Source organism: Nostoc sp. DedSLP04, from assembly GCF_034530775.1.
Taxonomy (GTDB): Bacteria; Cyanobacteriota; Cyanobacteriia; order Cyanobacteriales; family Nostocaceae; genus Nostoc.
This window is the reverse complement of the sequence record NZ_JAVRCL010000003.1, coordinates 173,413-195,594: the sequence shown is the minus strand read 5'-3', so window position 1 is coordinate 195,594 and position 22,182 is coordinate 173,413. Positions and strand designations below refer to the sequence as shown.

The 22,182-nt window shown below is 38.5% G+C and carries 18 protein-coding genes; 10 read left to right on the top strand and 8 right to left on the bottom strand.

From position 1 onward, the window contains the following. The gene (locus tag RMX89_RS03125; protein ID WP_322687883.1) at nucleotides 1–1,659 is read right to left on the bottom strand and encodes an ArnT family glycosyltransferase; all 1,659 of its coding nucleotides are present in this window, start codon (nucleotides 1,657–1,659) and stop codon (nucleotides 1–3) included. Nucleotides 1,660–1,787: 128 nt separating this feature from the next. Between RMX89_RS03125 and RMX89_RS03120 the strand changes: the two genes are divergently transcribed. Together RMX89_RS03120 and RMX89_RS03115 are read left to right on the top strand one after the other, a co-directional pair. Then, on the top strand, nucleotides 1,788–2,432 hold the full coding sequence (locus RMX89_RS03120; protein WP_322687882.1) for a class I SAM-dependent methyltransferase: 645 nt from the start codon (nucleotides 1,788–1,790) through the stop codon (nucleotides 2,430–2,432). A 134-nt stretch (nucleotides 2,433–2,566) separates the two neighbouring features. Beyond that, complete coding sequence (locus RMX89_RS03115; protein WP_322687881.1) at nucleotides 2,567–3,022, top strand: EVE domain-containing protein; 456 nt, start codon at nucleotides 2,567–2,569, stop codon at nucleotides 3,020–3,022. A 302-nt stretch (nucleotides 3,023–3,324) separates the two neighbouring features. Here the strand turns inward: RMX89_RS03115 and RMX89_RS03110 are convergent, their stop codons facing one another. From RMX89_RS03110 to RMX89_RS03100, 3 genes are all read right to left on the bottom strand, one after another. Further along, nucleotides 3,325–4,149, bottom strand: a complete 825-nt coding sequence (locus tag RMX89_RS03110; protein ID WP_322687880.1) for a M90 family metallopeptidase — start codon at nucleotides 4,147–4,149, stop codon at nucleotides 3,325–3,327. A gap of 288 nt (nucleotides 4,150–4,437) precedes the next feature. Beyond that, nucleotides 4,438–6,360: a plasmid segregation protein ParM gene (locus RMX89_RS03105; protein ID WP_322687879.1), complete on the bottom strand. Its 1,923-nt coding sequence runs from the start codon at nucleotides 6,358–6,360 to the stop codon at nucleotides 4,438–4,440. Between the two features lie 14 nt (nucleotides 6,361–6,374). Next, nucleotides 6,375–7,274 (bottom strand): hypothetical protein, encoded by a 900-nt coding sequence (locus RMX89_RS03100; protein WP_322687878.1) that lies wholly within the window; start codon nucleotides 7,272–7,274, stop codon nucleotides 6,375–6,377. A 153-nt stretch (nucleotides 7,275–7,427) separates the two neighbouring features. On the opposite strand from RMX89_RS03100, the gene RMX89_RS03095 reads away from it, so the two are divergent. From RMX89_RS03095 to hpsP, 6 genes are all read left to right on the top strand, one after another. After that, a complete protein-coding gene (locus tag RMX89_RS03095; protein ID WP_322670785.1) occupies nucleotides 7,428–8,219 on the top strand; it encodes a hypothetical protein in 792 nt (263 codons plus the stop codon). A 340-nt stretch (nucleotides 8,220–8,559) separates the two neighbouring features. Continuing rightward, entirely contained in the window at nucleotides 8,560–9,336 is a 777-nt protein-coding gene (locus RMX89_RS03090; protein ID WP_322687877.1) for a glycosyltransferase family A protein, read from the top strand. A gap of 531 nt (nucleotides 9,337–9,867) precedes the next feature. After that, a complete protein-coding gene (hpsL, locus tag RMX89_RS03085) occupies nucleotides 9,868–11,523 on the top strand; it encodes a hormogonium polysaccharide biosynthesis protein HpsL (protein WP_322687876.1) in 1,656 nt (551 codons plus the stop codon). Between the two features lie 270 nt (nucleotides 11,524–11,793). Further along, nucleotides 11,794–12,774: a hormogonium polysaccharide biosynthesis glycosyltransferase HpsN gene (gene hpsN / locus RMX89_RS03080; protein WP_322670782.1), complete on the top strand. Its 981-nt coding sequence runs from the start codon at nucleotides 11,794–11,796 to the stop codon at nucleotides 12,772–12,774. 52 nt (nucleotides 12,775–12,826) lie between these two features. Further along, nucleotides 12,827–14,002 carry a hormogonium polysaccharide biosynthesis glycosyltransferase HpsO gene (hpsO, locus tag RMX89_RS03075; RefSeq protein ID WP_322687875.1) on the top strand — a complete coding sequence of 392 codons (1,176 nt, stop codon included), beginning with the start codon at nucleotides 12,827–12,829 and terminating at the stop codon, nucleotides 14,000–14,002. Nucleotides 14,003–14,072: 70 nt separating this feature from the next. Continuing rightward, nucleotides 14,073–15,242, top strand: coding sequence for a hormogonium polysaccharide biosynthesis glycosyltransferase HpsP (gene hpsP / locus RMX89_RS03070; protein ID WP_322687923.1), 1,170 nt, complete (start codon nucleotides 14,073–14,075; stop codon nucleotides 15,240–15,242). Between the two features lie 61 nt (nucleotides 15,243–15,303). Here the strand turns inward: hpsP and RMX89_RS03065 are convergent, their stop codons facing one another. Continuing rightward, entirely contained in the window at nucleotides 15,304–15,768 is a 465-nt protein-coding gene (locus RMX89_RS03065; RefSeq protein WP_322687874.1) for a hypothetical protein, read from the bottom strand. 511 nt (nucleotides 15,769–16,279) lie between these two features. On the opposite strand from RMX89_RS03065, the gene RMX89_RS03060 reads away from it, so the two are divergent. Together RMX89_RS03060 and RMX89_RS03055 are read left to right on the top strand one after the other, a co-directional pair. After that, entirely contained in the window at nucleotides 16,280–17,191 is a 912-nt protein-coding gene (locus RMX89_RS03060) for a hypothetical protein (RefSeq protein ID WP_322687873.1), read from the top strand. 108 nt (nucleotides 17,192–17,299) lie between these two features. Then, complete coding sequence (locus RMX89_RS03055; RefSeq protein ID WP_322687872.1) at nucleotides 17,300–18,670, top strand: CHAT domain-containing protein; 1,371 nt, start codon at nucleotides 17,300–17,302, stop codon at nucleotides 18,668–18,670. Nucleotides 18,671–18,697: 27 nt separating this feature from the next. Here the strand turns inward: RMX89_RS03055 and RMX89_RS03050 are convergent, their stop codons facing one another. From RMX89_RS03050 to RMX89_RS03040, 3 genes are all read right to left on the bottom strand, one after another. Next, a complete protein-coding gene (locus RMX89_RS03050; protein ID WP_322687871.1) occupies nucleotides 18,698–19,219 on the bottom strand; it encodes a hypothetical protein in 522 nt (173 codons plus the stop codon). A 76-nt stretch (nucleotides 19,220–19,295) separates the two neighbouring features. Continuing rightward, entirely contained in the window at nucleotides 19,296–19,550 is a 255-nt protein-coding gene (locus RMX89_RS03045; RefSeq protein ID WP_322687870.1) for a hypothetical protein, read from the bottom strand. Nucleotides 19,551–19,554: 4 nt separating this feature from the next. Continuing rightward, the gene (locus RMX89_RS03040) at nucleotides 19,555–21,996 is read right to left on the bottom strand and encodes a DUF4350 domain-containing protein (protein WP_322687869.1); all 2,442 of its coding nucleotides are present in this window, start codon (nucleotides 21,994–21,996) and stop codon (nucleotides 19,555–19,557) included. Nucleotides 21,997–22,182: the final 186 nt, after the last annotated feature.

The window sequence follows — 22,182 nt, the reverse complement described above, 5'->3', positions numbered from 1 at the left end:
TTATGGAAGAACTTGAATTAACTGGTACTCTTTGACAGCGCCGATAATGCGGTGAGGTCGAGATAATTGAGAAGACTGGTTAGCATAAATCCAAGCATAGCTCAAAGCTGGTACTTGGGAAATAGAGACTACTGGTTGAGGGCGAGTAGGAAGATAGAAATTAAGCAGTACTTTTGTTTTAGCGTCCATCTCCACATAGTACGTAGGATGAGATTGGAGAATTGAAGCGATCGCACTTTGTTGTAAAAAAGTTTTTAAACCAGAGTTATAATTACTTAAGAGACCTATGCTACCTATCGCCGCCAAGGCCAGCCAACAGGGAATTAACCAACCTGCAATCCAATAACGCGCTGTGAGAAACTTTTTGTCAAAGTGGTAACGAGCAATCCACACCACAGGTAAAATTAACCAACCCAAGCCCATAGCCAAGCCAATACTTGCATACTTGCGGATATCAGAACTACCCCATTTGAAAATGCCAATACTCGCTATAACAAGTAAAACACCTAATCCACCCAAGCCATAACTGAGGTTTCGGGGAAGATTCTTCTTTGCAAAAAGGTTCAATATCTTTTTTTTACTTTTTTGAAGAGGGAAGTGTGGGGGAATTCCTGTCTGGTAAATATTGCCTAACCAACTTAAACCCACAGATGCAAACAAAGCGATGAACGGATAAAGGCAAAGACTATAGTGAGATAGACGAGTGCTAAAAATACTAATTTCTACAAATAAAACAAGTGGAAAACCAACTAATATTAACTGGTAACAAGGAATAGGACGACGGAGAGTTAAAAACAAACCTAAAAGTCCGAAAAAAGCCCAAGGAAATGCTTTTACAGGAATATTCCAGACATAGAATAGTAGCCCATTAGACTCCCGCTCTTCAGAACTTAGTTGTACAACAAACTTGATTAACTCCTCAAAACTATTATTTCCATAGTGTAGCCAGCTTAACCACAGCCAAATACAGCTAGGTATTAAACCTACGAAAAAACCTAAATATAAAATTGGGTTAGTAAGATGACGATGACGGCGATTTTCCCAAATTAAATAAGGTAATAAAGCTATAATTGGCAAGAAAATCATAAAGCTTCTAACTAAGAAGCCTAAACCTAAACTTAAACCAGCTAGAAAACTCCACCAGTAGCGATATTTGGGATGTAATTCCGTTTTTATTAAAGACAAAATAGCTAAAAGCACCAAGAGAACCATCGGTACATCAGGTGTACTTAAGCGAGAGTATTGTAGCCAGAGAAATTCCACACTTAAAATTGCAGCAGCTAGCCAACCTAATTTTTTGCCTAGCATAATTTTGCCAATTTCATACACCAGCCACAAGCTAAAAATGCCAGCAATCATACTAGGAAGACGCGCACTAGTATCACTGATACCAAACAGCTTGTAGAAACTGGCAATTAACCAATAAGGGCCAGGAGTTTTATGATGTGCTGTTTCCCAAGGAGCTATCCAATTACCAGAATCAAACATCAGACGCGCACGTGATGCGTAAAGCGCTTCATCATGTGCCATCAGGCTATTATGTCCAGAAGTAAATAGTAATAAGGGCAGTATCCAAACTAACAAACTAAAATAGGGCAATGATGCGATTAGGCGGATTTGTCGCCAAATATGCTGTAAGAAGTGTAGTTTATATAACATTAAATTGATAAAAATTGAATGCTGCTATTTAGGTATCCTGCTGTTATTAAAATATGTTACATAGTGTTTGTGAAAAAGTATCTGAAATTGCCGCAAATTTCGGAAACAGTACTCCAAAACAGAGATTTATGCAGTTAAGACCGAATCAGCGCCTGAAATTAGATGACACAGACGATAAACTGTTCTACGCCTATCCTCGCTTCGTTACCCATGTCGATGAAGGATTTATTCAACAGCTAACGGATTTATACCGCGATCGCCTCAAACCCAACACCCGCATTTTTGATATGATGAGCAGTTGGGTGTCTCATCTACCAGAAGAGATGCAGTTTGACCATGTGGAAGGACACGGACTCAACGCTGAGGAATTAGCACGAAATCCCCGCTTAAATCATTACTTTGTGCAAAATCTTAATGAAAATCCGCAGCTACCTTTACCAGATGAAAATTTTGATGCTGTTCTCAATTGCGTATCTGTGCAATATATGCAATATCCAGAAGCAGTATTTTCCGAGATTTACCGCATCTTGAAACCCGGCGGTGTTGCAATTATCAGCTTTTCTAACCGAATGTTTTTTGAAAAGGCGATTCAAGCTTGGCGGGAGGCTTCAGAGGCGCAGCGAGTAGAATTAGTCAAAGCTTATTTTGCCTCAGTTCCAGGATTTACAACCGCAGAAGTTATAGTTCATAAATCAACATTACCGAATATCTTACAGTGGTTGGGTGCAGCTGGAGGAGATCCATTTTATGCTGTCATAGCTTCCCGCAGTTAAGTCAAATATTCACTAGTATAAGAGAGTTTGTAGTAAGCACTTTAGTGCTTAGAAAATAAGGACTAAAGTCCTTACTACGAACTTACTTACCTGCTCAAAATTAAAATACTTTTGTATATACATAATTTCTGTAGATGAATTATTGGCTAATGAAATCAGAACCAGAAGCCTATAGCATTGCTGACCTTCAACAGCAGAAACAGACTATCTGGGACGGCGTTCGCAATTATCAAGCTCGCAACTTTTTGCGCCTTATGGATGAAGGAGACTTAGCTTTTTTTTATCACTCCGGCACTAATCCTCCCGGTATTGCTGGGTTAATGCGTGTAGTGAAAAAAGATATTGCTGACCCGACCCAGTTTGAACCAGAAAGTCAATACTACGACCCGAAATCAAGTTCCGAATCACCTCGCTGGCAAACAGTTGTAGTGGAATTTGTTGAGGCTTTTTCTAACCCCATCTTGCTATCAATACTCAAAGAGAAGTTTAGCGCCGAAGAGTTTATGTTGGTGAAACAAGGAAATCGATTATCGGTGATGCCTGTCCCTGAAGCAGTCGCTTTGAAGATTCTGGCGATGAAAAACTCCTAGTTAAAATAATTCGTAATGCGTAATGACGCTCCTGCGTCGCTAAGAGGATGTTTGAAAAGTCGTAAAGTATACACTAGAAACCCCTCTCCAAACCTCTCCCCGAAGCGGAGAGAGGCTTTGAAACCCCCATTCCTTCGTAGGGAAGGGGGGCTAGGGGGGTTAGGTTTCCGAGGCTTTGATGTGACGAAAAATACTTTTCAAACATCCTCTAACGCTGCGCAAAGGTAATTCATAATTCGTAAAATATTTTGAAGGAAGGTTGATTAACTGAACATAATGTAATTTATTCTTGCCGACTTCCTTCACACCCATTGCACAGGATCTAATTGATAGTAACGTTGTAGTTGCTCATAAAGTGCCGGATACTCTGATAACAATTGGTGCGGTTTTTCAAAGAATGTCTCAGTCGCTACGGCAAAAAATTCTGCGGGATTTGTTGCGCCATAGCTATCCATTACCGTCTTTGCACCTTGTAGAACATCATTGCAAAGTTGCTGATATGCTTCTGTCATCACCTTCGCCCAAATAGCATAGTCTGAGTTGTTTTGCAGTATCGGAACTCCTTCAGCTTTACCATCTTCTTGATCTAATTGATGGGCGAATTCATGAAGCACAACATTACGTCCATCTCTCCAGTTATTAATGTCTTGTTTCACCTGTTCCCAAGACACTACTACTTGGTCATTTGTCCACGATTCACCCAGTCTGGCCACACGCCTTTCCTCAACAACATATTTTCCGACGGAATTCGTTTCCTGAACAAAATAAGCGTTGGGATACACCAAAATTGAACGAAGTCTGGGGAAGTACTGCCCCCGTTCATTTAATAGAAGTAAACAAGCAACAGCAGCAAGAGTCAATTTCATTTCCTCTGTCACCTGTAATCCTCTACAGCCGATAAATTGCTTTTCTGCTAAGAATACTTGAATATGTCCCTGAAGTCGTCTGAGTTCATCGGGAGAAAGACACAGATAAATGGAAAGATTATTCTCAATAATGGCATTCCACAGTGGAGGAAAAGGACGATGTTTGAGACGGTTTCTTCGTCTTTTGACTAAAATCGGATTGACTAAAATCCCAGTAATAATCAGTCCAATAATGAGAAAGACAACTATTGTTTGAATCATTGACTTTTGAACAGGTTACATATTGAAATCACCGTTAAGTAGAAAAATTAGATGAAATATAGCGTTTATCTGCTTTTGTGAGGTATGAGAACCCCACCCCCAACCCCCTCCCCGCAAGCAAGGAGGGGGCTATGATGTACATCGATTAGGAAATGCTATAGTTGTTCCTGTTGTGTTCCTATTTATTTGCCGTTGCCAGTACTCTAACTATCTCTTGCCACTTTTTTAAAATACATAGGCGATGTCATAATAATTTTAAAAAGCTATATTTCCTGCCACTCATCACCACTATTGAATCAGAATTATGCAAGATTGAACCTTAGTGGAAAGGCTTGTTTGAAGTCCTTGCTCAACTTTGACAATCAGTTTGTCAAAAGCTTCTTGATTTGCTGTCAGTTGTTCTTGAAGAACTTTCTCTAACTCCGGCTTTATTTGATCGCATATATCCTCAATTTTTTTGTCGCTCAAAAAATTAGAACGAATCCAACTAGGTACATCTATATTTGTCTTAATTACTTCTTGAACACCCTTACGATTTAGCTCCATTCCTGCTGCCATCAACGAAGCCCCATATACTAGTGCAATCGGCCAGGTTAAATGCCCAGTTAGGATGAGAGTAATGATGCTAGCCACAGCGCCTCCACCAATTACTACATTGACAATAAATGCTACTGTCTCAGCTAGGATAGCATCTCCAATTTGTAATTCTGGGTTAACAAAAGTTGGGTCAATACTATCCTGGAACCTTAAGCTGCTTCTAGGTATCTGGAACTTTCGACAGATTGGATCGGTTTGTGCGGCTAAATCGGGTTGGATTTTATTGCTAAACCAAGAAGCGCATTGATGATTAATTATCTGCACGGCGCGATCGCTTTTGAGCCACTGTTCTGCCCGACCGATCAAAGCTGTTTCCAAATCGGCTAAAGTCCGTATTTTGTTTTTTTGCCAATCTTTTAAACTTGGTTTCACTGCGTTGACAATCAAGCCATCCGCCAAAGGCTTAGTTAGTGATTCGATTAACTCTGGAATATGCCTTTCAATCAAACCTTTAAGCTGGTTCGAGGTAAATAGTTTGTTCACTTCTTGCTTAAAAGCAGCAGCACGCAGATCCCATCGCCCTACTCGTGCTAAACCCATAGCAATGCACCTTTCTGGCTCTGGATCGGGGCGAAGCAGCGTTTCTGGTTCGGGAAACATTTGCTGACAAAGAACATGCGTGAACTTCATTCGAGATGCACCGCCAGTCATCAGCACAAGTTTGGGCACGATTCCAAGTTTTTCCAGCTTTTCTTTTGCCTCGGTTAAAGAATCGCGAAATGATTTAATCCAACTATGATTTTCCAGTTCAGGTAAGGGTTGATTTAAAATTTCCTCGATCATCAATTTATTCACTTGAGGAATAAAATAAATCTGTTCGTTGATTGACTCGAACCCACGCGCAAAGGATGCAGGATCGCTGTATAGCTGTTCATTAGAAAAGTAATCTTCTTTAGCTTTGCGGCAAGCAAGTTCACAACGAGCTTGGTGATGGGGATATTCCTGAAATACTTTTTCCAGTAATGCTTTTTGTTCGTGGTTGGCGAGAGTCCGGGCAAAAATAGCTTTGTCAATTAGGGATGCTCCCAATGTATTACTCCCGAAATCTATCGGGATTTCTTCTAAACTTTTAACCAGAGTAAAATCTGTGGTTGAAGAACCAATATCGACAATTAGCACCGATGCCAGAAGTTTGTCATACTCCAACTTCCCGGCTTCCTTGGCTTGCATGAAAGCAGCCCGCGATTCGGGCACAACATTTAGTTGGGGAATGCCAGCTTCTTGAAGCAGCTTTTGGTATTCGGTGCGATCGCTAATTGTCCATCCTGAAGGGCAACCAATGTAAAAATAGCTACTTTCCCCACCTGCAAGTTGTTTGCTTTCTTTCAAAAGGCGGTAGTAGGTTGCCACAAAAGTGCTAATTGTTTCTCGATATTTGGGATCGTTGTTGGGTTTTTGCTTGAAAGAGATTGTCAGTTGAGTAACGCCAGCTTGAATTAATGCTTGTTCCCCGACCAGATAACCGAGTTTGGGATGCCAACCAAGGGCTGTAATTTGGTTCTTCTTGTTATTTATCTCCAGCATTTGGGGAGGTTCGATGCTTTCCACGATCGCTTTCGCTACAGCCGTTTCACCGTGTCCCAAATCAAAACCGATTGTTTCTAAAATTTCCATACCCTTATTGTCTATTATTCTCTAGCAGAGGAATATGCTGGTTCAATTACCCTACCGCGTCTAATCAAGCGATCGCCTTTTAACAAAGCCGGCGTTAGAGTCACGTGTTCTTTGGTATCGGGGTCGATACTTGGCTCAAAGTCAAAATACTCGCGATCGCTATTCGATCGGTAAATTTGAGCGTTAATTCCCTGAGACATTAAAATCTGTGGCAGAAGTTTCGCCAGTTCATAAGCCATTTGAGGTTTATCAAGTTTGGATGCGCCCATTAGTCTTTGGAGAAAATTCAATAGTTCTGGCAGTTCTTCTATTGCTAAGTCGCCTTCATGTTTATTTGATTCTCCTACTCTAGCTACTGCTAGGTCGATAGTGTTGAGAGCATCGCCAAGGTGATCTAGAAATACTTTGCTATCAACCCGGAGAATCGGTTGAGGTAATTCCAATAGTCCTTCAGATATAGAATTATTTTGCTGGTTGTTTAATTCGAGTTGAAGTACAATTTCTAATCCTATAAGTAGAGAGGTTAATAAGATAGCCATCCAAGCACCTGGGGTAGTTTTAGTTAAAGAAAACAACGAACCTAAGATGCCTATATAAATTAGTCCCTTTAGCAGTTTCAGGATGAATCTGCTGCTAAACAACTTTGTCCCTGTATTAGTAATTTGCCTTTGTTCTGTTGGAGCAACTTGAAGATAGTTAGCCGCAGCCAGAGTGGCGATAGACTGCCGTAGCGTATCCAAGAAAAAGGAAGCCAGACGAACTTGAGCCAAATTAAGCTTTTCAATGTAAATTCTTTCGAGATTATCGAGTCGGTTTTGAACCAGTTTAACTATTTGCTCAATGCCGATTGTGTTATCAATATCTATCTGGAGTTGGTTGCGTTCTTCGCTAAAAAGTGAAGTAATTGTTTTCATTGCGTTGACTAAGACTTTAACGTTATTAATTAGGAGTGAAATGAATACTCATTTTTTCATTTCACCTTGTAATCAGATAATGACGAAATAATTCATAATTACTAATTATGAATTAGGTTGATTGCAAATTACCCCATCAAAAGGAGGAGCAGAATGTTTATCTGCGTCATTGCAGACTACGGTACAGGAGATCCGGCATTTACAGAAGTCACACAACGTCTGCTGATGGCTTTTCCCGATGCCCAAATTCATTTGCTTTCGGTTCCAGCATTCAGTACCTTGGCAACGGGATTCTGGATTGCCCAACTAGGACTTAACCCTGGGCCTAGCGATCGCCTAATTTATCACAACTGTGCGCCTCGTCAGGACGATCCTGAAGCTCGTCGAGATAATGAAGGTGAAGGTCTAACTTATGCCCTTCTATCCAATGGTGTAAAAGTAGTGGGTGTGAATGCAGGCTACACCCTCTCCTTTATCAAAGACCATACAAAGGAGTTGCGAGTGGTCAACGTTTCCCGTGGTGGTTCGCAGTTTCGCTCACGAGATGTATTTCCTCCGGCTGCGGCTGCGATTATGAATGAAGATTTTAGCATTCTGGGAGATAGCCTCAAGAGTGAGCAAATTCCAGATGTTCCATCAGATCGCATTGCCTGGATTGATGGCTACGGCAACATTAAAACAACTATTGGGGCGCATACGCTTAACTTGGAGCCTCAAAGCAAGATCGTAATCCGAATTGGAGATGTGGTTAGTGATGCGGTATATTCTGATGGCAGTTTCAAGGTATCTGAAGGAACTTTAGCCTTTGCTCCTGGTAGTTCCGGTTGGTCAAGAGGCGATTCAGGGGAACCATTGCGCTTTTTAGAGCTATTTTTGCGAGGAGGGAGTGCTTGGGAACGCTTTGGCCGTCCTCGTGTGAATCAGCAAGTAACTCGAATTGCCTGAAATCGGGTAATTGGCCTCTGTTACTGTCAGTAGACCGAAAAGTTTTCCAGAACCCTTACCAGCCGTTAATTAGAGTTTAGGAACACAATTTGCCGGAATCCTGTTAGAGTCTGCTTTTCAAGGAACGAGCGTTGTTGGTGGTTTAAGGATGCAGTACAAGCATAGGCGTAGCTCGTCGTAGACATCGCTCGCGATCGTCAACATCAAAACCTCGTCTGAAACCCTGATTCTTTCGTCAACTTACAAAACTTTTCGATCTACTGACATTTAGTCTTAGCGTCAGTCTTAGCGTGTTATTATTTGCTTCGAGATTCCTAGCTGTTTGTTCTGATAAAATATAGTGCTTGTTTTTGTTATCCCACTCAAAAGTGCACAAGTTTCCAATTCCTGGGAGCGTGTTACACAATTATTTGAAAGATGTATTAAATCAGTTTGCAATCAAACCTCACCTAACTTTCACGTTATTGTTGTTTGTAACGAAAAGCCCAAAATAGAATTTACTCATCCTCATATAACATACATTACAGTTGATTTTTCACTTCCAAACGAGCCTAGCCCTGTAGCCAAAGGAGACACAGACAAAGGGCGTAAAATCTTAAAAGGATTAATGTATGCTCGTCAATTTTCTCCCACTCACACTATGACAGTTGATGCTGACGATTGTGTTAGTGGAAATTTAGCCAAATTTGTTCAACAACACCCTGATTCTAATGGATGGTTTATAAATAAAGGTTATAAATATCAAGAAGGCAGTGATTACATATATATCAAGAGAAGCAATTTTTATAAAATGTGTGGAACTTGTAATATTATTCGATATGATTTGAATGATTTGCCAGAAACCGCAGAATATAATCGTGGCTACGGATACTATAAATATTATATAGATCACGCTAAAGTCAGAGATATTTTAAAGAGCAAAGCAAAAGCTATTAAATCATTACCATTTCCAGGTGCAGTTTATATTTTGGAAACAGGAGAAAATCTTTTTAACAATTCAACAAGATTAAGATTTAGCATTTTTAATCGGAAATTGTTAAATCAATCATTGAAAGATGAATTTGGATTATACAAATTACAACAATCCAGAGAGATTTTTCAACTATCGGAATTTTAAATTGTTTTTGGAAAAATCTCATCTCATAAATAGTCTTATATGGTGTGTTAGCAAAGTGTAACGCACCAAAAGCTTGAAATTGTGCCGTAGTGGCATGGCAAGGCTAAAATGTTGCAAAAAATTGTAGGTTGGGTAGAGGCTTTGCCAAAGCCAACATCCTGATATATGTTGGGTTGCGCTCCGCTCCACCCAACCTACGTCTAATGCATTATTTTAACGTGAGTTCGATGAACCTCTCCCTCCCACGGGGAAAGGGAGGAGCAACGAGAAATTAAGGTTTTGGCTCCCCTCTCCGACACGGAGAGGGCTTGTCGAACTCACATTATTTTAAGCTTGCCACGTCAGTAGCTTGCTTCCCTGTAAGGGTACGCCAAGGCATGACTTCTCTACCAGAGGCTGCGCCAACGCTTAGAGCAAGTACTCAAGCATCGGGAACCTCCGCAACGCACTGGCCCCTACGTGTATTTTAAAATCAAATATTAGTCCTATATAATGGAGTCTTTTGCGAGGCTGATAGGCTACAGTGCCACTATGCCAAAATTTAAATCAAAATCTCAGCAATCTAAAAAATCAAAAAAGCAGGCTAAAAAGGAAACTTCTACCCTTAGTCTCAAAGAACAGTTAGCCCAGAAGCGCAAATCTGCCCAAGTACGTAAAGAACTCACTAGCTTACTCACCATCGCCATTTTTGGCGGTGTCTTCGTTGGCATTCTACTTTTTTTCGTAGCTGGAATTAAAGCAGCAGTCCCTGGCGTGTTAGGGATAATAGTCATGTCCCTTTCCTACAAATATCCACGCCAAGCCCTATATGCCTTCATCATTTACATACCTGTGGGAGGTACTGTCACCTACTACTTGGGCAATAGTCCCATACTCCAATTAGCTAAAGATGCCTTTTACGTTCCAGCGCTAATTGGACTTTGGCAGACTTGTCGTAGACAGGGGCTACCGATAATTATTCCCAAAGGCATTAAAATCCCACTTTATATTGTTTTGGCTTGCAGTCTGCTAACACTGTTGTTTGTTAATGGTGGACAGCAATTTAACCCGCCTAGTGCAGGACTATTAGAAAAAGCACCCCCAGAAATACCATTAGGTATGGGAATTCTGGGACTAAAAGTATTTTTAGGCTATGTCCCTCTGATTGGTTGTGCCTACTATCTAATTCGCGATAAGCGGGATTTTCTATTTTTATTGCGCCTCCAAATTGTCCTTACACTGATTTGCTGCGCGCTGGGATTTATTCAATATTTTTTACTACTAACTGGTGTATGTCAGGGTACTAGAGGTCTTGAAGGAGATGCCTTATTTAGAGCAACACTCGAAGCCCGATGTTATTTTGGTGGAGCGCTAGTATATAGTCCCGAAGAAGGGGTTATTCGCCTACCAGGGACATTTGTAGCTCCTTGGCAGTGGGCATGGTTTTTAATTTCTAGCACCTTTTTTACCTTTGCCACCGGCTTCACCGACCCCTCGCCAATATGGCGGATTATCGGTTTAGCTTCTATAGTGGGAGTCTTTATCGATGCTGTAATCTCTGGGCAGAGAATCGCCTTAGCTTTAGTACCAATCTGTTTCGGGATTTTGCTATTGCTTACCGGACAACTTGGCAACCTGAAACGATTTATCCCCATAGGCGTGGGACTTGCCTTCATTCTGGGAATTGCGATGGTGAGTAACCCTGCTGTCGTACAAGAGAGAACCGAGAGTTTTATCAGTCGTTGGAACGCTTCACCACCTCAAGATTTTATCATCCAGCAATTTGAAGAAAATTGGAAAAACGTAGACGGGCCATTGGGAAGCGGCTTAGGACGAGCAACAAACTCTGCCCGTGTGATGGGCCAAACTAAGCTTGTGGAAACTTACTACCCCAAAGTACTTTATGAAGTAGGAATTTTTGGATTACTATCGTTTCTGGGTTTGGTAACAAGTTTAACAATTCTGGGCTTTAAAACCTATCGCTCCATAAAGAACCGTAATTTCCGTAGTTCCGGAGCAGCTTTGTGGGTGTTTATATTGTTTATTAGCACCAACACTTACTACTATCCTCTGGATGTCGATCCTGTCGCGGCCTATTATTGGTTTTTTGCGGGAGTTCTTTTTAAGTTACCAGAACTGGAGAAACAAGATAAGGAAGAAGCTAACCCCGATCAAAAAAAGAAGAAAAAACGTCTAAAAACAATTTAAATGAAATAAAAATGGCCAAAGATATGATTGGAGGTCAAAAATACCTCAGTATTTCAAACCTACCTCGAAATTCTCGCCATACACTTATTTTTCGATGATACTTATTGATGGGTAAGCAATTTCGTAGTCAGAAAGAGGAATGAAAGTGAGGTTTTCCAAAATCCGTGAAAATACAGTATGTAAATTAAAGCAATAGCCACTTACTGAATTTCATGAAAATTAATTTCTACAAGGCTATTATATAGGTAGTAAAATTACTTAATAAAATTTATGAATAATTGGCCATTAGTTACTGTAGTTATTGCAACCTACGGACGAGAAGAAGCACTACGCGATAGCATTGTGGATGTCTTAAAACAGGATTATCCAAATTTTGAAGTTTTAATTGTAGACCAAACTCCAAAACACCAACCAGAAATTCAAGCCTACCTAGAAGAGATGGCAAAGGCAGGTAAAATTAAATGGTTGCGCTTAGATTGGGCAAGTTTGCCAGGGGCGCGGAATTATGCTGTCCGGCGGGCATCTGGTGAAATAATATTGTTTATTGATGATGATGTTCAGTTAACCCCTGGATTGTTAGCAGCCCATGCGAAAAATTATGTGCAAAATCCAGAGGTGGGGGCTGTAGCCGGTCGGGTTTTTGACAGAATGAAATTAGGTGATTCTAGAGGAGATTTAGAGATTGAATATTTGCCTCCCGAAGCTATGGACCCAGGAATTGCTTGGTATCATATTGATTTAGTACATACCATCAAACCCCAACAAGTGCTGACAGCGAGGGGTTGTAATATGTCATTTCGCCGCGAAATTTTTACCAAGTATGGATTGAGGTTTGATGAAAGGTTTCGCGGTAGTGCAGTGCGCGAAGAGTCAGATTTTTGTTTGCGGGTAAGACAGACGGGGTATAAGATTTGGTACGACCCAGAAGCCCATTTGGTGCATTTAGGCGAAGAAACAGGGGGTTGTCACGATATTAGTATGCGATCGCTAAAATATCAACTCACCTTTTACCACAATCATTTTTTACTGGGGCTGAAAAACCTGACTGCAACTCAAGCTTTGCGTTTATATGGTCGTTTATTTGACTGTCACGTTCTCGGACGCCCACCTTGCCATAAAAGTGGTTCCCCCATCAAAATTGCCACTCGCGGTATTTTCTACATTTTGGGTTTTTTCAAAGCCTTGGGTACTGTCATTCAATCACTTTGGAACGATGGTCAAATTTACAGTCGATTGGATAAACAAGTTTAGTTATTAGTCATTTGTCATTGGTCATTAGTGAATAACAAAGAATAAATGAAAAATGAGAATTTTAGTTGCTAGTCATACTTATATCGTAGACCTCAACTGTGAAAAATTACGCGCTTTATCTCAACTAGAATCTGACATTGAAGTGACAGTTGTAGTCCCAAAACGCTGGAAACCAGGCGGTGTACAAAACAGAATTATTGAAACTGAATACCGTGATGAAGGCAGATTTAAAATAGTTCCAGTTTCTAATTTTAGTCAAAATCATCAGGGACTTCTTACTTTTGGCGCTGATTTGATATTTTTATTAAAACAATTCCGCCCGCAAATCATCCAAGTTGAACAAGGTTCTAGAGCCTTGGCTTATACTCAAATGATTGCCTTAAATCAGCTATTAGGACTCAAGTCTAAAAATATATTTTTTACTTGGTGGAATCTTCCTTATGAACTGAAACTACCAATTTCTCTATTAGAAAAATATAACCTTAACCACAGCCACGGGATTATTTCTGGCAATCAGGATGGAGCAGAAATTTTGCGGCAACGGGGATATACAGGTGCAATTAAAGTCATGCCACAACTGGGTGTAGATGAAAGTTTATTTACTCCCAAAGCTCAACCAGAGTTAGCAGCTAAGTTAGGCATTGAAAAAGAGGATTGTGTAGTAGGTTTTGTAGGGCGATTTGTCCAAGAAAAAGGGTTATTAACACTTTTGCAAGCTTTAGCCACTTTGAAGAATAAACCTTGGAAATTCCTGTTATTGGGACGAGGAGAGTTGCAAAGTGAATTAATGAAAATTGCGACGGAAAACAATATTAAAGAACGACTAATTTTGATAGAAAGTGTTCCCCATGATGAGGTTGCAAGTTATATCAACTTAATGAGTACTTTAGTATTACCTTCAGAAACAACTTACAAGTTTAAAACCTTAACTTCTGCTGGCTGGAAAGAGCAATTTGGTCATGTGCTAATTGAAGCAATGGCTTGCCAAGTTCCTGTAATTGGTTCTGATTCCGGGGAAATTCCCTATGTAATTGGCGATGCTGGCTTAGTATTTCCTGAAGGTGATATTCAAGCTCTTGCTAATTGCTTAGTTCAATTAATGGATAAACCAGATTTTGCTCATACTCTGGGTGAAATTGGTTATCAAAAAGCAATGATTCAATATACAAATAAAGCTTTGGCTAAACAGCAATTAGAATTTTATCAAGAGTTAGTCATTAGTAATTAGTCATTGGTCATTAGTGAATAATAAAGGACAAATGACGAAGGATAAAAGAAAAATGACAAATGACAAAAAAATGAAAGTGTTACAAATTGTTCCCTCAATTTCTCTAATTTACGGTGGGCCGAGTCAAATGGTACTTGGATTAGCTCCAGCGTTAGTAAAAGAGGGAGTAGAAGTTACAATTCTCACAACTGATAGTAATGGCGATAATGGTCAAACACCTCTAGATGTCCCTTTAAATCGCCCAATTAAACAAGATGGCTATGAAATAATTTACTTTCGTTGTGCGCCGTTTCGTCGCTACAAATTTTCCCTCGATTTATTAAACTGGTTAAAACGTCACGCTCACGAGTTTGACATAGCACATATTCACGCTCTATTCTCGCCAATAATTAGTGCTGCTGCTCTTGTGTGTCGTCAGCAAAAGCTACCTTATATTTTCCGTCCTTTGGGTACTCTCGATCCGGCTGATTTACAGAAGAAAAAGCAATTAAAACAGCTTTATGTCGCAATTATAGAACGTCAAAATTTAGCTAGTGCGGCTGCAATTCATTTTACCAGCGACCAAGAAGCTAAAATATCAGAACGATTTGGAGTATCTACACCAGATTTGGTGATTCCCTTGGGTGTGATTCCCCGTCAATCTTCTATTAAAAATGTATGTAATCAGCTAGAAATACCAAAAGATGTACCGTTGGTGCTGTTTATGTCACGAATTGACCCGAAAAAAGGGTTAAATTTGTTGATTCCGGCGCTAGAAAAGCTGTTAGCGGTTGGTTATAAGTTTCATTTTGTTTTAGCTGGAACTAATCCTCAAGAACCAGATTACGAACAAAAGATAATATCCCAAATTCAAAATTCACCATTGCGATCGCACACTACAATTACAGGCTTTGTCTCTGGTGAACTCAAAGTTAGTTTACTACAAGCTGCTGATTTATTTGTCTTACCTTCCTACTACGAAAATTTTGGGATTGCTATAGCTGAAGCGATGGTTGCAGGTGTACCCGTAGTCATTTCTGACCAAGTACATATTTGTCAACAGATACGTGATAGCGAGTCGGGTTGGGTAGGCGCAACAGATGTGCAAGCACTGGTAGGGTTACTACAAGAGGCTTTGGAAAATCCCGCAGAACGCCAACGACGGGGATTAAATGCCCAAAAATATGCATTGGAAAATTTTAGCTGGGATGCGATCGCCAAGCAAACAATCCAAGCCTACCAAAAAATTCTGGCAACTTAATCAAATGAGTTAAATTGGGTGACACCTGTATTTTTTGCGTAAGATGACAGCTTGAACATTGTTATTTTGTTCTAGTCCACCAGCGTAATATCTTCAAATTAGATTCTATTTCCTTCCAACAATTTGCTGTAGAATCTGTTTTTCTGAGTACTTCAAGTGTTTTATCTACATAGTCTAAATTTGTCAGTGCTAACTGTTTTTTGAGTTCATTACTAGTTTGAATATCTTCCTTAAAATATTCTAGATGATTAGGTAACTCTCCTTTCTCTCTGGTTGGCATATTAGGGATTTTATTAAGTTGTGTTTTAATTTTATCTACTGCCTCAATCGCCTCTTTTGAGCTTGGTTTTTTAGTTTCTAATTTTAAATCTTCTTGATGGAAATCTTTTTCTTGTCCAGAAGTATCTAACTTGACTTTAATTTCTGGATCTGCGAAGACTGAAAGTATTCCGTTATAAACTTTAGCGTCAATTACTTCGCCTTGTCCCTTCGGAGTTATAACCCTATCGCCTTTTTCAATGCTCATAATTGGTATTGCCCCTAAACTTAGTTATTAAGTAACTACGTATTGATGTGGGTTCTTATTCATTTTAACTGTTATTAGGGGTTGAATGTAGAATAAAGAACAAAAACAGTTAAGACAATAGCAGTTTCCCCACTATATGCTGTTGCACCCTTACAAATTCTTACCTTGCTTAAGTTTCATCCAGCTAAAAAAGAACGAACAAGTAAGTCCATATTTATCTGGCGCAACTATTTTTCAGATAAACCAATAGAGGAAATGAATAATTCCTGTGATCGCAGCACATCAGGCTTTCTGTTGTTGACGAACGCATTGATCGGCTTTGTTACCATTAAACTGTTTTAGTATAAATTTTAACTAAATAGAAATTTTGTTAAATAAAAAGAAAAAATATATACAAAATACTACTCAAGTAGTATACTTCCATTACTTAGTAGATGTTAGAAAAAACACACGAAATCGTCACTGTGGGATTTTTGCCTGTTAGTACTTTTATTATTTTAATAGAGGATCTATGAATACCCCTAACAGCTTGGGCTTCGATTTTGACTTTGATGGAACAGAGCGATCACAGTTTTTAGACGAATTAAATGCTTTATATTCCGAGTTAGGCGATGAAAGTCAAGGTCAAACTCCAGATAATAATCCCACTTCGCGTCTTTTCGCGCAACTTAATCAAGAAATAGCGAAATTTGCTAAGTATCCTGACGTTGACAAGCTTTCCAAAAGCGACTTTACGGATTCTGGCAGAACTGTGCCTCACAAATTCCAAGAACTCAGCCAAAATTACAAATTTTATTGGATTCACTTTCCTATCACTTTATCTCTACCCCCTAATTGGTATTTCAAAAAGCTGGAGTGTATAGTTGAATTTCATTCGGAATTTTCAGAAGCACACTTGCAACCAAAAGCTCTGATGATTTTACCGGATCGCAAATTTCAACAACAACTTAAAACTAACAGTAATATAGAAATATGCATAGGAGAAAATCTGGAATTTGAAGCTACTACTGGACAAATAAATCTACAAGCTGAGGAAGCAAAAGTTACAACTAATATAGGTGCTAATTTAAATATAAAAAGTAATTTTGGATTAACCTTAGAGCCTTTTACTTACTCTTTAAAGACAGCCCAAATAACGCATAATAACCCCGGTGACTCTCAAGTGATGTGGCGTATTGATGGTGCAGAATTCTTTCAAGATAACCACCCCACTTTGATAGTAGTCCTACAGGTACCAAAATCAGTCCAGCAAGTTAAGATTGATGCTGCACTTCAAGCTTACCATCATCCCAATTTCTGGACTGCCGAAATAGAAAATTTAGGCGATTTAATGCGTATTTTTTCTAGCAAAGCCAGAACTTTTTTTGAGAAAGGCGCTCCCATTAAATATTCGGAAACATGGAATATAACTCCTAGTATATAATGATTTATCTTTAAATAACTAATTTTAATTATTGAGGATAGGCGATAAAAGCCACCTTGCAAATAGTAAAAACAACGCATATGTCAAAAATTGCTAGGATTATTAAAAATGAGCAGTGATAAATATGTTGAGTGCCAAATAATAGTGGAAAATTATGACAGAGTTTGTTTTCACAATCAAGATACAGGTAGGGACGATTTTGGCAATTTATACCTAGCTCCTATTTGTAGAAAAATTGCTAAATTTGAAAATTTACTACGTGGGAAAAAACTGAAAAAACGTCAAGCATTTGAAGAATTTGGCACACTTTTGTATAAATGCTTATTTAATAAAGGTGTAGACAATGCTTTAGGGGAAATTATCAAAGAAATTCGAGAATCTAAAGAAACCAAAAATCCCAAGCGATATAGACTTCAATTAGTTTTCCGTGGAGAAGCGAACGAGTTAGCTGGTCTACCTTGGGAATTTCTTTATTATCCTGGTAGTGAAACTAGAAGAGGTTTTTTTATTGTTGATGACCCCCACTTAGTTATATCTCGTTACATTTCCAGTGCTTCAGGACGAGGTAATCTTAATATCACAGAAGATTCCTTAAAAGTTTTATGCGTCACTTCTGAGCCAGAAGAAGAAGGAATTGATAAAGTATTGCCAGACCTGACTATAAAAGTAATTGAAAATCTCAAAAATAGCTATTTAATTGATCTAGAGGTTTTAAGAAATAAAAACAAACAAGAAGTTTTGGCAAAAATCAATAATATTAAACCTCATATTCTTCACTACATTGGACATGGAAGATTTGATTCGCAAGAGCAAGTAGGAGAAATTACTCTTGTTAATAGTGCTAAAAAAGTAGAGTGGGTTTCTGATAGGACGTTTGGAGAATTTTTTAGTGATTTTCAACCCCGCTTAGTTATACTTCAAGCTTGTCAAGGTGGTGAAGTTGATTTTACTGCAAACTATGCAGGGTTAGCTCCACAATTAACTCGAAATGAAATTCCAGCTGTTATTGCCATGCAATATCCATTAAATAACGCAGTTGCTTCATTTTTTAGTGAAGCATTTTATCAAGCATTAGCGAAGGGTGAGTCAGTTGACGCTGCTATGCAGCAAGGTCGCAGAAAAATTGCACGCGAGCACCCCATTGACTCAGAATTTTATACTAATCGAGATTTTGGAACTCCTGTTTTGTACATGAGTGCGCGTGATGGCAACATTATGCCACGACCAAAGCCTAATAAATTTGATGCTGAAGTTTTAAGAAATTCGCCATCAGAATTAGAGAAAGCTATGAACACTCTTTTTAATTCAGATGAGTTAATTTATCTTTTATATAGTTATGGTGATGTAGTTTATCAAGAACTTAATGGAGAAACGCAACAGGAGAAGGTAAAGACATTAATTTCTAAGTTGAAAGCAGAGAAGGATACTAAAGATTTAGTTGATAAAATAAAGGATTTCAAACCTGAATATTTTACTTGAAGACAAATAATAAAATGATAGTTTTTGTTATAAACTCTTAAATTTCTTACAAATATAATAAACTTGTTGTAATTGCTTGATTTTACCTCGCTCTCGGAAAATTTGAATTAAGCTTATCATTTTCTCAGATAAAAGTTTTCCTCGTAATTCTTCATATCTTATTGGCAAGATATCACTATCTATTAGATTGTTATTATTGTTGATTTGTTCTACAAAATCTTGACAATTTTCTTGTGTTCGTAAGTTTCTATTAAATTCCAAGCATAATTCTTTCTTTATTGCATTAGATTCCTCTGGTGATTCTGAGTCCCCATTAGTAGATTGATTTAGTTTTTTTTCCGGGTTTTCTGAACTTGGGATATTTGGTAAGTTATTTTCTAATAATATGTTTTTTTCCGGTTTTTCTGTTTCCGGTAACACAGGCGATGAATTGTTCTGCTCAATAGGCTTAAGGGAGAGTACATAGCCTCCAGAATCGTCTAAAGTTGCTAACCAGGTTTTGCCGATAATATCGTTAATTTTAATAAAAAACTCTTGGTCACTACTCAAAATTGCAGCACCTCTTTACTAGTATATAGAGTATATTAATTACAATTCTTAACCGAAGGATATATACAATAAAATCTTAATGTCTGGGATATTCAGTAAGTAGTCTTTTGATACAGCTTTCTATTTTTTTTCGTGATGATCCAGAATTTTCTATGCAATTTTTACAATCTTGGTCAGCTTTCTGAACACCACTCAATGAATCATCAGAAATAGGCCATGGTCTAGAATTTGGATATTTTAGTTTTTGTACACATTTTATGAAATTATTCTTCCTTTGTCCTGAAAGTTCGTCCTCTATTTCTTTAATATCTCGTTCTAGTGAATTATCCATATTTTTAACACTCCAAGTATTTTTTTATCACTAAATTTACTGGGCAATCAGGGTGTAAACAATGACGATGGCATTGCAACTTTTGTTGTTCGGCACGAATTTCATTAACGTGTTTCCTCAGTAACTTCCAAATGGTTTTTAGGCGTTCAGTTGGTGAGGTAACATTATCATCATCTTCGTTCAACAAGTCTTCCTTAATCTTACCAGAAGGTAGGAGAAATTCTACCCTGCCACTGTGTTCAATAATGCCAAAATCTACGTCTGCTGCTTTAATTACAGCCTGAACCACACACTTAGAGCCGCATTCTGCACCAAAGCTGGTTTGAATCTCCTCTAAATATTCATATCCTTCCTGATATCTTGAAGGGTAGAAAGGTTCAAAACGTTGAAAGTAGGCGCTGTCTTTTTGAAGAAATGTTAAATACTCGTCGTAGTTAAACAAGAAGTCTTTACGCCGATAAACTGTTTGACTGACACTCCCTTTGAGACGGCGTAGTATAGTTAACTCCATCCATGTAGCAAATCCTTCATTCAGGATAATACTACTTTGATGCAGAGCTTCAATTTCTGACTTGTATTCCTGATGCAGAAGTCTAGGATAGGGAGATTTCAATCCTTCGCTATCCACTTTACGAAGCAATCCATGACTGTATAAGATTGCTAGTTGCTGTCCTACTTTTGTATGCTTGTAGAAAAATCCGTGACCGTACTTTTCATGTAAAAGTAAGGCTGCAATATTACCTTCTAGCCATGTTTGACCGTAATGCTCATCTCCCTCTATACCCTGGAAATTATACGCTAACTGTTGCTCAAAAAATTGATGTTCTTTGACAAGATGTGCTGCTAATTTTGGATCGTAGGGAATACAACAACCATATAGGGGTGAATAAGTAGGCGCAATCCACTGTAGTAATTTTTCAACTAGTGGTGAAAAACGCTTAGTTTCAGCTCTGGCTGCTTGTAGAGCTTCTAGGAGTTGCTCTTTGGTACTGTAGTTATAAAGGCGATTGACTTGTTCTTCAGGAGTCAACAATTCAAAGGGAATTTCTCGTATTTCTTCACTATCAAACTCTTGGCGTATTTGAGATACTTGATAATGAATTTCTGCTGCTAAGGGTGTCACTACGTCGCGTTGTATTTTTTCAATTTTGGTCTTTGCAGATGGATATGCATGAACCAGGCGAGTAATTTTTTGATTAATATAGCTGATATGGAGAGTAATTAACCAATCCCCTGGATCTAAGACTGTCAAATACCATCGTTCTGTTGATATTTGTTCTACTTTAATATGAGTTAGGGGACACTCTAGCTGCATTCTTAAGGGAACAGCTTTTGCATGATTCTTCCAACGAGCGATCGCCTGTACTTCAAAAGTAACTCCAGTTTCGACAATTTCTTGAGCTTTTCCTTGAAGATTGAGGAATACAAGGTCAAATTCTGCATCTGGTATACACTGGAATTGAGCAACTGGAGCGAGAAACAAAGATGAGGTTTTACTAGTTTCTGAATTACCTGGTTCGGGAATATCTATAGTTAATCTGAGAGTTTGCTGTCCTATTTGCTGAGGAATAACAGTCCATTGCAATTGAGTTTTTCCGTTCCCTGGAAGAAAACGAATTTTTTTGCTTGGTTCTTGAATTAGAATATCTGTATCTGACTCTAACACACAAGTTATATTCTCTAAACGTTGCAATTTGGGGTTAGCAATAACAATTGAAAATTTTGCACTTTGTTTGTAATTTACTTCTGTAGCAATACGAGCATCACGACAGTCTAAGGAATTTTGATGAGCTAGCCAACAAAGGATATTTGATGCTAGTTTTCTGTTATTACCAGTATCAATATATTTATCGCTAAAGATTAAATAATTTCCTAAAATTGCTACTCGTCCTGATTGATTACTTCCATCCACTTCCAGCGCAGCGAGTAAAGTTTTGCCAGTATCAGGCAAAGTAGCAATTATATCAACTGGATAAGGAGAATTGGATAGTGTTTTGATATAAACAGGCTCTCTAATCTTTAATTGAGATACTTCAGAACTAATATAGTGTGGTAATAAGTTAAATACTTGTTCTGGAGGATGATTTAATAACTCTTCAAAGCGTAATCCTAAAGATTCTAAGACAAAATTTATGCTGTCATCTTTTATAACAAGCGATTCCTGGTCACTTGCAATTAGAAGTGAGTTTCCTTGTTTGACAAAACTAACTATTGCTTTCACTTCCTCTGCACTCAAAGGAGATTTAGGAGCAGCCAGAATTAGCATCTGAAAATCTTGAAGTACCTGACGAGTCAGCAGTTCCTTTTTAAAGGAGATTGCATTATCACCAAATAACTGTTTTACCTGACTGCACAGGATTGTCCATGCTTCTTTTGGAGTATTGTCTCCCTGCGACTGTGAACAGGACAACTGGTCATGAGATTCATCAAATAGAATTTTTATCACTGGAGTTTTAAGTGCATCAATGAGCTTTTATTGTATTGTCTTAAGTGCCATCTGAAACACTTAGTATAGTAGATTTTATGAGCTTGGCAAGTAGTTTATAAAAAAGTCCATATTGAGTGAAATCAATGACTTTATAGCCACCGTCAACAACTTCACCCTTGTGGCTGCTATTAAAGCCTTAAACTC